This window comes from Hymenobacter fastidiosus (assembly GCF_039539565.1).
Classification (GTDB): Bacteria; Bacteroidota; Bacteroidia; order Cytophagales; family Hymenobacteraceae; genus Hymenobacter; species Hymenobacter fastidiosus.
In genome coordinates this window covers 43,213-56,011 of record NZ_BAABDJ010000049.1, presented here as the reverse complement: position 1 = coordinate 56,011, position 12,799 = coordinate 43,213, and the positions used below count along the sequence as shown (strand labels likewise).

Here is a 12,799-nt window from a genome sequence, read left to right as displayed (position 1 = left end):
AGCCAGGCCAACCGGCAGGCGGCACGTCTTGCTTCGTTACTCCATGCGCAGGGGCACACGCTGCAGCAGATTGCCCACGAACTGAATGAGGCGGGCTACCGGACGCGGCGCGGGAAGGTTTTTTTTCCTATGACCGTGAAACGCTTACTGCCGCGCCTTACAGCAGTGGCCACGCTACCTTCGTCGTAATGGGACACTATATTGATGTGCCCGAGCCGCCATCACGGATATGTGCGGCACTGCCGTGCTTGTCCCACTTTGTTTGAGGTAGTGACTAGACTTTGGCCTCTATCTAGGCCAACTTCTTCCCACTGATGCAGGAAAAATACTTTCTCAAGTTACCTCTAGGTCTGACTTAACTGGTTGCTTTTTTTAACTCCCAATTTTCTGCAATGTCTCGTTTACTCGTTTCCTGGATTGCTACCACCCGCGACTTTCTAAAAAATGAGCAAGGAGCATTTAGTGGAATAAATCCGCTGGGGCCCACGTCAAATTTTCACCAGCATTATTTTGAGGAGGAGAAGCTACAGCAACATATCCTGCTTTATTCGGATGTCCGGCAGGAAAACCATGCCACGCACCTAGTAGCTCATCTGCGGCGCGAATATCCGGGCCGGGCCATCAGCGCGGAGCTGCTGCCCCTCACGGACATCATCGACCTGGAAGAGGTGAAGACTAAGGTTGAAACCTGGCTGCTGGCGCACCGTGAGCACGAACTCGCCATATTCTTCTCGCCGGGGGCCAGCATCATGCAGGTAGCATGGTATATCTGCCACACTACCCTGAACCTACGCACCCGTCTGCTGCAAACCCGCGATGCCAAATTTGTAAAGGATGGCTGGCAGGGTCTGGTGGAAATCGTGGTCGAACGTTCACAGGCTCCGGTCACCGCCATCATCGGCCAGCAACTGCTGGACGAGCCCAAAGCCCAGTATTCTTCTGGGGCGGGACACCTGCTGACACCAACACTGCGCGCCGTGTACCGCCGCGCCTATCTGGTAGCCAAAACCGACGACGTGACCGTGCTAATTCGGGGCGAAAGCGGAACAGGCAAAGAGCAGCTGGCGCGTTATGTGCACGAGGAGTCGGCGCGGGCCGGGCAGCCCTACCTGGTGCTGAACTGTGCGGCACTGACGGACAGTGTGCTGGAATCACGACTGTTCGGCCATAAAAAAGGAGCTTTCACCGGGGCTGACCGGGACGCGAAGGGCCTGTTTGAGCTGGCCGATGGCGGCACCATTTTTCTGGATGAGATAGGTGACATCTCACCCGCCGTGCAGATGGCCTTGCTGCGGGTGCTGCAGGAAAAGGAGATTCAGCCGCTGGGCGGTTCGCCACGCAAGGTGGATGTGCGGGTGGTGGCGGCCACCAACGCCGCCCTGGAGGAGTGCTGCCGCCAGGGCCGCTTTCGCTGGGACCTGTACTATCGGCTGGCGGTGGCCGAGTTGGAGCTGCCGGCGCTGCGCAACTGGCCCTTGCCGGAACGCGAGGCGCTACTCGACCACCTGCTTGAGAACCGTCGCCAGGCCCTGAAGCGACCGACACCACTGCGGTTGGCGGCCGCGGCCCGCCAGCTGCTGCTTGGGCACACCTATCAGGGCAACATCCGGGAGCTGGAGAATTTGCTGACTACCGTGTACGTGTTCACCGAAGGTCAAGAGCTGGTGCAGCCCACCGACCTGCCCCGCCGCCTGCGGGAGCCCGCTCCGGCCGGGTATTCGCTGCGCTTAGCCGATGTGGAGCAGGAGCACCTGCTGCGGGTGATGGCCTTAAAGAACAATGTGGTACGCCAAGCCGCTTTAGCGTTGGCAATTGATGAGCGGACGTTGGCTGCCAAGCTCAATAAATACAAGCAAGAGCTAGGGTAGCACCTCATTGCATGTGGTGTGTATAGCAAATATTGCGGCATACTTTTTAGGCACAACCCCCTTTAAGGGCATTCAAAAGCTGTTTATTGGTTTGGCCCATTTGTAGCAACAGGGATTACATCAGACTGCTTGCGGCGGCTCTCCTACTTGGACGGGTGAAACACCGACAGCCTGAAAACCCTAATACCTCACTTGCTGCGCCGGTATGAAGCAAAAAACCATTGCCTTCCAGTCTGAACGATGCCCGGAAACCAATGGCCACGCGCAGACTCTGTGCCGAAGCTTCTTGAAGCACGGCTACCGCATCTATATCGTGACGAACCTGCCGGAGCAAGAGTTTGCCGACCATATCTGTGATTTTGCCCTGGATAACGGCATCTATCATAGGAATATCCTTTTCAGGAAGAGTGACGACTGCGGCAACCCGGTTGAGCAACTGAAGCTCACGCTTTTCTTCAGTGCCAATGAGTTCGAGGTGCGGGCCCTGAATGAGGGAAACCCGCGCCCTGTGGCCTGCCACCTGCCCTATGCGCAGCCGGCGAAGTAGCTAACCCCAACCACCGAAACCTACTGCCTCCCCTATTGCGCGACATGCTACATACCCTGACTCACCGTTTTCTTTTTTTCGCTTTGGTTTTCGGCGGGTTGTTGTTGGGAATGGCAGGCCCTGGGCAGGCCCAACCGGGCAAGGAAACTCAAGAGGGCAGCGCGGCGGCGCGGTATCGTCGGCTGGACCTGTTTGCCCGGGAACTGCCCGAACAGCAGGCTACCACGATGGCGCAGCTGGCGCGCAGCCTGACAGCGGCCGCTCACTCGGAGGATGACAAAGCGCGGCTCATCTTCGCCTGGCTGGCCTACCACATAGCATATGACACCGATTACCTGCGGGGAAGCCGTGGGCAGAGCTACTCCCCTAAAGAGGTGCTGCGCACCCGGCGCTCCATCTGCCAAGGCTATGCGGACCTATTCACGACGCTGGCCCGGCTGATGCAGGTGCCGGCCCACACGGTAAGCGGGTACGCCCGCACCAGCGCGGCCGACGCCCTGCCTTCGGAGCCCAACCACGCCTGGAACGTGTACCTGGCCAACGGCAAATGGCACCTGGCCGACCCAACCTGGGCAGCGGGAGCGGTCGGGGCGGATTTTCGCTTCATCCCAGCGTTCAATCCGCTTTGGTTTGACACGACGCCGGCGGCATTTGTTTTTTCACACGTGCCCCAGGACAGCACGCGGCAGCTGCTGAAGCCCTGCGTAAAAGCGGAACAAGTGTACCGCTGGCCATTTATCGAGCACGAGCTGCTGAGTCGGGGCGTGAGTGGAGCAGCGCTGCTCCGGGCATTGGGCCGGAGCCGGCAAGCCGATGCCGGGGGCCTACCGGCGTGCTTTCCCTCGCCGTTTGAGGCGCAGATAGAGCAGGTCCCGCTGCGCGCGGAGCTGGAGCCCCGCCGGGCGGTGGTATTCCGGTTCTCGGTGCCTGAGGATACGGAAATAGCCATCGAAAATGGGGGGCGTACGCAGGTGCTGCAGGCAAGCGGCGCCTTTCGGGAGGGTACGCTGCGGCCGGAGCCGGGCCCGCTCAAGGTGCTGCTGTGGTCGCGCAAAGACTCGTACTGGCGCTATTCGCTGCTACAGTACCAAGTGGCCCCGGTGCTGCCGCTGCGGGAACTACGGCGCCGCTTTCCCGACCCTGATAACGTGGCCTATATGGTGCGGCAGCGGGCGCAGTGGCCAAGCGTAGCTGTGACGCAGGTAAATTAATTCGCCAGGGCAGCTTATCCCGAAGGGCCCAGCTTGTAACTTGGCCAAGCTATTCTCCTGGCAGATTTAGCCATATTTCTTTACTGCAGCACGTTACTTCTACTACCGGCCGCTACGGCTCTGGTCCCCTTTTCTATGCAACGAATAGAACTTGACAACTTCCGGGTATTCGGCTCGCCCGCCGGCTTCGACCTGGCCCCGGTGACGGTGCTCACGGGCAAGAACAACTCGGGTAAGTCGTCGCTGATAAAGGCCTTCCTGGTACTGGCCGACTACTTGGAGCAGGAGGACCAGACGGTGCTGCGGCTTGACGGAAAACGAGCTTCAAGGCACCGGATTAGCGACTGGGAAAACATGGTAAACTGGGATTCGGGCCAATCTGAAAACCTCAAGTTTGGCTATGTCCGCAATGGCGTTGAGGTAAGCTACGAGTTTGAGTACGAGGGCGAAGGCCTGCCCCCGCACTTGTACCAGTTTCGGCTTACCGTACCAGGAGTCGACCGGCTGACGATGCGCAGCATAAGCGGTGGCGAGGGCTACCAGCTTGATGTATCGCAGAAGCTGATTGATTACCTGACGGGGGGTACTGAAATCCAGAAGCGTATTCTGGAAGCGGCCAGCTACCCGCAGCGGATTGAGGCGTTACGCGAGGAGCTGCTGGCCCTGCAAGCAACCATTGATAATTGGGAGGCAGGTGACCAAGCGGGTGATTTTCAGCAACAGCTGCAGAAGCGGCAACAGACTGAAACAGCTATCCAAAACCTGGAGGCTTTGGCTACCAAGTCCGGCTCTGTGGCCGGCATCTTCTTTCAGGCGGAGGTTTGGGTGAACGAGCCCGGGATAAAGCCGACGATTGCGGGACTGGTGCAGGCAGCGCTACACAACTACGTAACAGCAAACGCGGCCACGGATGAAGACGAACTCCTGGAAGATGAGTACGATGATGAAGCACTTGTGGACATTTACAGCGTGCCGGATGAGGATGAAGATGAGAGCGAGGAAGCGCTTGAAATGGCAAAAGAGGAGCGCCGCCAAACGATGGCCGAACGCAAACAAAAGCAGCGGACGCTGGAGCTTAGCAAGGAGCAGTCTTACCGCACGCTGGTCCGGTTCAGTGATGTGGTGCTGCACCATATTAAGTTTCCAATGGAGCACCTGGGGGCTAACCGGACTCATCAGGCGCGGCTGTACCTGACGGGTAACGGGCATTCCGACATCAGCACCATTGCAAATAACTACCATCGTTTGGGGACATTCGCGGGCGGCGGAGCCGACACATTTCTTACCAAATGGTTGGATAAGTTTGGCATTGGCGAGAAAGCAGTAACCGAAACGGTCGATAATGTGGCCATTCGCATCGGGGTGATGAAGAATGAGCGGTACGTTAACCTGGCCGACCTCGGCTTTGGGGCCGGTCAGATACTGACGGTGCTACTACAGATTGCGACGCTTATTCAGGAATATGAATTGAGCGGACCAGAGCTCCGGATGACTGCTAAGTTCAATCCGACAATTGTACTGATTGAAGAGCCGGAAGCCAATCTACATCCGCAGTTTCAATCGTTGCTGGCGGAAATGTTTGCCTCGCTGGCGCAGTCGGACTACGGCCTGCAGTTCGTGTTAGAAACGCACTCAGAGTACCTCATTCGCAACATTCAGGTATTGGTGAAGGAAGCCGGCGGAAATTTGATGGAGCGTCGGAACGTGGAGTATGGTCGAACTGAAGCGACAATGCGCACAAAGGAAATGGCGCTGTTTAAAGTGTATTACCTTGACCCACCAAGCGAAGCCAACGGCTACCGGCACGGCCACGAGATGCGCCTGCGAGAAGATGGCGTTTTTATGGATGAGTTTGGCGAAGGCTTTTTGGTAAACCACGCGGCGGAACTGGCCTTTAAATTATTCTAGCCATGACGGTCTATTTCGACAAAGCCAATCTGGAAGCCTTTCTACTCACAAAGGCGCAGGCGGGGCATGCAGAAACGATGAAAATGCTGCGCGGCGAAGTAAACATTGCCGTGAATTGCTCATCAACGGAAGCACTTAGCCACGACCTGCTACGTCCATTTGTAATGACTATGACTACTGGGCAGAAAAACACGAAGATGCGTTTTTTACCAGCAACTTACCCTGACCGCCCCATTTCGCCAACGTTCTACCAGCAGCTACAGGCTAACCGGCGGTCAGTAGTATTAGCCGTTGACGCTGAAGTAGGCGCCTGCAAAGCGGAAGGAATGTGCCTTATTGGACAGGTAGGCGACGAGCTACCAGAATTAGGCCGCCTGTACCGGGGCGATAAATACAAGTTTACCACGCCGCTTATCCTGGGACAGGAAAGGGACCAGTTTTCGGGTTGGGATAAACTAACGAAGCATGTGCTGCCGTTTCATGATTTGATAATCAGTGACCGATACTTGTTAGGGGAGCGCGACTTGTTTGAGCACAACTATCGCGGCATGCTGGAGGCGCTAACAAAAGGCCGGAGAGGGAAAATCAACCTGGTGTTGCTCTCTTTGCTACCGAAGGATGCCGAAGCGGTGACCGAGTACCAGTGGCTGCGCGACTTAACCGATGAAATCGTGACCGGCACTACGGGCATGAAGCCAAATTTTACGGTAGTATGGGGAGACTATAAGACGGACGTGCGCCACGACCGGCACATCATCACCAACTACCAGTGGTATAGCTCCGGCGACTCCTTTTTGTATTTCCGGCCCAATGGCTCCCTGCGGACCCACGGGGATACGCTGACTGTGCATAGCCTGGCCGACGCCGAAGCGCGCGCGGCGGTGGATACGATGCTGGAACGCATGCAGGCCAACATAAAAGACATGCTGAGTATTACCAACTTCGTGCAAGGCGACCGGGTGTCGTCGTTCCTGACTTTTTGATTTTTCCGCAACACGCGAACCACAACATTCGCGCTACTAAAATCCCAATTCGCGGACTCGCAGAGTCCGCGCTACTACATGTCTGACCAACGACCCAACATAGATTTTCTCTTTCGCATCACGAACGACGTGCTGTGGAATACCTTCCGGAAAAACGAAATCGGCGACGTGATGCTGCCGTTTGTGGTGCTGCGCCGCCTTGACTGCATCCTGGAACCGCAGAAGGAAGCCGTCCGAGCGGCGTATGAGCAATTTAAAGAGAAGGTGGCCCCCGACCGGCTAGGGCCTATCCTGATGAAGGCCGCCGGCCCGAATAATAAGCTCAAGTTCTACAACCACTCGGCCTACGACCTGCGCAAGCTGGCCGAAGACCCCGGTAACGTGGAGATGAACTTCCGGAACTACGTGAACGGCTTCAGCGCCAACGTGCAGGACATTCTGGAAAACTACCAGCTCGATAAGGTGGTAGTGCGACTTGTAAAAAACGGCCTGCTCTACCAGTTGGTGGATGCCATCAGCCGGGTTAATCTGCACCTGAGCGCGGTGAGCAACCACGACATGGGCTACGTGTTTGAGGAGCTGATTCGGATTGCCAACGAGCAGAGCAACGAAACGGCCGGGGAGCACTTCACGCCGCGGGAGGTGATTAAGCTACTGGCCTCTATCATTTTCAGCACCGAGAAGGCAGAGCTGCGTGACCCGAACCACATCCGGACCATCTACGATTTGGCCTGTGGCACGGGCGGGATGCTCACGCAGTCGAAGCTCTTTATTGAGCAGGAGCTGGAGGGCAAGGCTGAAATCCGCATTTTTGGGCAGGAGATTAACGAGCAGTCGTACGCCATTGCCAAGTCGGACCTGCTGATTACGGGCGAAGACCCCAACAACATCCGGCACGGCAACTCTTTCACCGAGGACCGGTTTCCGGGGGCGAAGTTCAACTACATGCTGGCCAACCCGCCCTACGGCGTGAGCTGGAAGCGCGACGAGCTGTACCTGAAGCACGAGGCGCTGAACCCGCAGGGACGCTTCTCGGCGGGACTGCCGCGCTCGTCGGACGGGCAGTTTCTGTTCATTCAGCACCTGATGAGCAAGATGGAAGACCCGGCGCAGGGCGGGTCGCGCATTGGCATCGTCACGAACGGCTCGCCGCTGTTTACGGGCGACGCGGGCTCGGGCGAGAGCGAAATCCGGCGTTGGATTATTCAGAACGACTGGCTGGAAGCTGTCGTGGCCCTGCCGTCGGAAATCTTCTTCAACACGGGCATCTTCACCTACCTCTGGATACTGAGCAACAAGAAGCCCGCCGACCGCCGGGGCAAGGTGCAACTCATTGATGCCCGCGAACAGTTCGTGGGCATGAAAAAGAGCCTCAACAACAAGCGCAAGAAGATTTCGGAGGAGCAGATAAAGGCCGTGACGGCCCTCTACACGGCCTTTGAAGAGGGCCCGCTGGTAAAGATTTTCCCCAACGAGTTTTTTGGCTACTACCAGGTGACAGTGGAGCAGCCCGAGCACGACGCCAAGGGCCGGGTGGTGCTCGACAAGAAAACCGGCCGTCCCAAGCCCGACAAAAAGAAGCGCGACTACGAAAATATCCCCCTCAGCGAGAACATCCAGGCCTACCTGGAGCGCGAGGTGAAGCCCCACGTGCCCGAGGCCTTCCTCGACCTGAGCCAGACCCGCATTGGCTACGAAATCAACTTCACCAAGTACTTCTACCAGTACCAGCAGCCCGAAAGCTCGCAGAACCTCAAAGCGCAGATTCTGGAGTTGGAACGCAACATCGACGGGCTGCTACACGAAATTTTGGCCGACTAGTAGGGATGAAAAAGTACGAAGAGACGAGAGATTCCGGTATTAACTGGCTTGGCGAGATTCCGGCGCATTGGAAGCTTAAGAAGCTTAAATATTGCGTGGCTTTGAATACCAACGAAGGGGAGATTGAAGATATTACGACGAGAATCGCCCTAGAGAATATCGAGAGTAAAACCGGCAAATACCTTGCAACCGAGACGCCTGCTTTTGAAGGAATAGGCAATCTGTTTAATTCTGGTGATGTCTTATTTAGCAAGCTAAGGCCCTATTTAGCAAAGGTGCTTCATGCTGAAACCAGCGGTATAGCTGTTGGAGAAGTCTTGGTATTGACGCCCGACCAAGACGAGTACGAAAGTCGATTTTTATTTTATCGGCTATTATCCCAATCATTAATCGATATAGTTGACAGTTCAACTTATGGCTCAAAAATGCCGCGAGCTAGTTGGGGATTTATTGGTGAGTTAAAACTTCCCGTGCCTCCCCTGCCCGAGCAGCGCGCCATTGCCGCCTACCTCGACCGCAAAACCGCCCAACTCGACACGCTGCTGGCCCAAAAAGAAACCCTGCTGCAGAAGCTGCACCAGAAGCGGCAGGCACTCATCAACGAGGCCGTGACGCAGGGGCTCGACCCGGCCGCGCCCCGCAAACCCTCCGGCGTGGCGTGGTTGGGGGACGTGCCGGCGCATTGGGAGGTGAAAAAGTTACGATATGCTGTAGACTTCTTCAATACAGTTCGGGTTCCACTCAGCTCGGAAGAACGTGGACGAATGGCAAGCCGCACCTACGATTATTACGGTGCGTCAGGCATAATTGACAAAGTTGAAGACTATCATTTCGACGGTGATTATATTCTACTTGCAGAAGATGGAGCCAATCTTTTGAGTAGAAGCACTGCGCTTGCCTTCAAGGCAACTGGCAAGTTTTGGGTGAATAATCATGCACACATTCTGCGTCCGAAGCATGGCAACTTAGATTACTTCGTTAATCTGCTAGAGTCTTTGGATTACAGCATGTATGTCACTGGCTCAGCCCAACCCAAGCTTACTATGGGTAATCTGGCTGAAGTCATCCTCCCGGTTCCACCCTTAGGGGAACAGGAAATTATTCAGGAGCATCTGCAAAAGATTTCTCAAAAAATCAGCAAGGCTACCACCGCCATTCACACCCAAATCCAAACGCTGAAAGCCTTCCGGCAGTCACTGATTTCAGAAGTAGTGACGGGCAAGGTGGACGTGCGTCCAGCCGTGTTAGCCCCCGAGGCTGACTTGCCGCTGTGGCAGCAGTAGCGCGGCGGGCGCGACGTTTTTTGTTTTTACTTCATTACCCGGCGCGGCCTTCCCCCGTGCCCCACTACTTGAGCTATGGCCAGCGGCACGCAGGAAAAAGACCTGGAACAGGACATTGAGGGCTACCTACTCGACAACGGCTACCACCGGGTAAAGCCCCAGGCGTATTCGCCGGAGTTGGGGCTGGTGCCGGAGGAAGTCATGGCCTTCCTGCAGCTCACGCAGCGCAAGGCCTACGACGCGCTGGTGGCGCAATACGGTCCCGACCAAACCCAGGGCCAGATTTTGCAGCGGCTGGCCAAGCAGATTCAGGACAAGGGTGTGCTGCCGGTGTTGCGCGAAGGCTTTAAGATAAGCGGGCAGAAGCTACGCCTGGCCTACTTCCGCCCCGCCAGCGGCCTCAACCCCGAGCACGAGACCTTGTACCAGCAAAACCGCTTCGGGGTGCTGCGGCAGGTGCGCTACGCCACCAGCAAGAAGGACGCCGACAACTCCGTGGACCTGGTGCTGACCCTGAACGGGCTGCCCCTGCTCACGGCCGAACTGAAAAACGCCCTCACCGGCCAATACATCAGCGACGCCATCCGGCAGTACAAGGAAGACCGCAACCCACAGGAGCCGCTGTTTCAGTACCGGCGCTGCCTGGTGCATTTTGCCGTGAGCACCGAGCAGGTGTACATGACCACCAAGCTGGCTGGGGCGGGCACGTTCTTCCTGCCCTTCAACCAGGACGTGGTGAACCCACCTAACCCGGCCGGCTTTGCCACCGCCTACCTCTGGGAAGAAGTGTGGGCGCCCGACTCGCTGCTGGAGCTGGTGCAGCACTTCGTGTTTGAGCAAACTACCGAGGAGCAGGTATATAACGACAAGAAGGGCGAGTTGGAGATGCAGAAGACCACGCGGCTGCTGTTTCCGCGCTATCACCAGCGGCGGGCCGTGTGCCGGCTGCTGACGGCGGTGCAGGCCGAGGGTACGGGCGGGCGCTACCTCATCAAGCACTCGGCCGGCTCGGGCAAGAGCAATACGCTGTCGTGGCTGGCACATCGGCTGGCCAATTTCTACCAGCACCCCACCGACGCCCGGCCGCTGTTCGACTCGGTGATTGTGGTGACGGACCGCCGCTTGCTCAACAAGCAACTCGCCGACAACGTGAAGGGTTTCGAGCAAACCTCGGGCGTAATATTTCAGGTGCAGGACAGCACCCCCAGCGGGGAGTTGAAGCAGGCCATTGAAGACGGCCGCCGGCTGATACTGACGACGCTGCAACGGTTTCCGGTTATTTCGGCCACCATCGCGCAGGTGCCCGGCCGCCGCTACGCCGTGCTGATAGATGAGGCCCACAGCAGCCAGAGCGGCGAAAGCGCCCGCCACCTCAAAAAAGCCCTGAGCTTGGAAGATGCCGTGGAAAAGGACGCCCACGAAAAAACCCTGGAAGAGGAAGTGCTGGACGACATCGCCAAGACCGGCCCACAGCCCAACGTGTCGTTTTTCGCCTTCACGGCCACGCCCAAGCCCAAAACGCTGGAGCTGTTTGGGACGAAGCAAAATGGCCAGGTGGTGCCCTTCGACGAGTACACCATGCGCCAGGCCATTAAGGAAGGGTTTATTCTGGACGTGCTGCGGGCCTATACCAGCTTTCAGCGCTATTACAAGCTGGCCACCAAGGCAGTAGAGCTCGACGACAAGGAGTACGAGAAAGGCCCGGTGGTGCGGCTGCTCAGCCAGTTTGTAGACCTCACCGACCACGCTATCGAGCTGAAAACCCGGCTGATGCTGGCCCACTTTCAGCAGCACACCCAAAAGGCCATAAAGGGCCGGGCGCGGGCCATGGTAGTCACCCGCTCGCGCCTGCACGCCGTGCGCTACAAGCGCAAGTTTGACGAGGTGATGCAGGGCATGGGCCTGCCCTACCGGGCGCTGGTGGCCTTCTCGGGCACCGTGAGCGACCCCGACACCGGCGAGGACTACACCGAGAATGGTATGAACGCCCTCAATGGCAAAGCCAGCATTGAGGCGGCGCTCAAGCTGCCGCAGTTCCGGCTGCTCATCGTGGCCAACAAGTTCCAGACCGGCTTCGACGAGCCCCTGCTCCACACCATGTACGTGGATAAAAAGCTGGGCGGCATCAACACCGTGCAAACGCTGAGCCGGCTGAACCGCACCACCCGCCACAAAGACGACACCCTGGTGCTGGACTTCGTGAACGACCCGGCCCAGGTACAGGAAGATTTCCAGGGCTACTACCATCACAACCGGATGGCCGAGGAAGACCAGACTGACCCCAATGCCCTCTACGACGTGCAGGACCAGCTAATGGCCGTGCCCGTGGTGCGCGAAGCAGACTTGGACCGCTTCGCTGAAATCTACCTCCAGCACACCGACAACCTGCACCTGCTCCAGCCCCTGCTGGATGGCTGCGTGGCCCGCTTCCTGGCCCTGGATGACGATGAGCAGAATCACTTTCGCGCCGCCGCCGGCGAGTATGTGCGCCTCTACCGCTTCCTGAGCCAGCTGATTACCTTTCAGGACGTGGACCTAGCCAAGCTGTATTACCTGCTGAGCCACCTCGTGAAAAAGCTGCCCGCCGAGGGCTCCAAACTGCCCCGCGAAGTACTGAACGACGTGAAGCTGGACTCCTACAAAATCCTGGAGCAGGGCACTCAAAAGCTGGGCCTGGCCGAAGCAGACGGCCCCTTGCAGGGCCTGACGCCCGGCGGCGGCGGCGGCAGTGGCGAGGAAGTGTACGACTACCTGTCGGCCATCATCAAAATCCTGAACGACACCTTCGGCCTGGAGCTGACGGAGTCGGACAAGGTGGACTTCGAAGTTATCCGCACCAAAGTGGAAGCGGATGCCGACCTGGCCGGTGCCTTCACGCCTAATAACTCGGAGCAGAACATCGAGGCGAAATTCAGCGAGGTGCTGGATAGTGCGCTGCTTGATTTCATTGACACCAAGCTGGAGCTCTACAACAAGCTGAGCGAGGACAAGGCCAATGCGCAGATGAAGCGGCTCTGGTTCAAATCGATGCTGGCGCAGCGCTTGGGTGGCGGTGGCGCGGCGCGGGGCGCGGCAATATGATGGTCAGGCCACAGCGGAGGCTATAAAAGAAATTAAAGAGCCCCGATAATCCCGCAGCGAGCCGCTATTTTTCCGGATAAATCCAAAGACGAAGTAT

The 12,799-nt window shown here is 57.5% G+C and carries 9 protein-coding genes; all 9 read left to right on the top strand.

The window, feature by feature from the left end; all coding sequences use genetic code 11:
- Positions 1-189: recombinase family protein (locus tag ABD833_RS19270; protein WP_345075246.1), on the top strand; the 189-nt coding region annotated here is incomplete at its 5' end.
- Between the two features lie 203 nt (positions 190-392).
- Positions 393-1,868, top strand: coding sequence for a sigma 54-interacting transcriptional regulator (locus ABD833_RS19265; RefSeq protein ID WP_345075244.1), 1,476 nt, complete (start codon positions 393-395; stop codon positions 1,866-1,868).
- Positions 1,869-2,073: 205 nt separating this feature from the next.
- On the top strand, positions 2,074-2,415 hold the full coding sequence (locus ABD833_RS19260; protein WP_345075242.1) for a hypothetical protein: 342 nt from the start codon (positions 2,074-2,076) through the stop codon (positions 2,413-2,415).
- Between the two features lie 110 nt (positions 2,416-2,525).
- Positions 2,526-3,626: a transglutaminase domain-containing protein gene (locus ABD833_RS19255; protein ID WP_345075240.1), complete on the top strand. Its 1,101-nt coding sequence runs from the start codon at positions 2,526-2,528 to the stop codon at positions 3,624-3,626.
- A gap of 135 nt (positions 3,627-3,761) precedes the next feature.
- A complete protein-coding gene (locus ABD833_RS19250; protein ID WP_345075238.1) occupies positions 3,762-5,534 on the top strand; it encodes an AAA family ATPase in 1,773 nt (590 codons plus the stop codon).
- 2 nt (positions 5,535-5,536) lie between these two features.
- The gene (locus ABD833_RS19245) at positions 5,537-6,517 is read left to right on the top strand and encodes a hypothetical protein (protein WP_345075236.1); all 981 of its coding nucleotides are present in this window, start codon (positions 5,537-5,539) and stop codon (positions 6,515-6,517) included.
- 78 nt (positions 6,518-6,595) lie between these two features.
- Positions 6,596-8,338: a type I restriction-modification system subunit M gene (locus tag ABD833_RS19240; RefSeq protein WP_345075234.1), complete on the top strand. Its 1,743-nt coding sequence runs from the start codon at positions 6,596-6,598 to the stop codon at positions 8,336-8,338.
- A gap of 5 nt (positions 8,339-8,343) precedes the next feature.
- Complete coding sequence (locus ABD833_RS19235; RefSeq protein WP_345075233.1) at positions 8,344-9,621, top strand: restriction endonuclease subunit S; 1,278 nt, start codon at positions 8,344-8,346, stop codon at positions 9,619-9,621.
- A gap of 75 nt (positions 9,622-9,696) precedes the next feature.
- On the top strand, positions 9,697-12,702 hold the full coding sequence (locus ABD833_RS19230) for a type I restriction endonuclease subunit R (protein ID WP_345075231.1): 3,006 nt from the start codon (positions 9,697-9,699) through the stop codon (positions 12,700-12,702).
- Positions 12,703-12,799 lie beyond the last annotated feature (97 nt).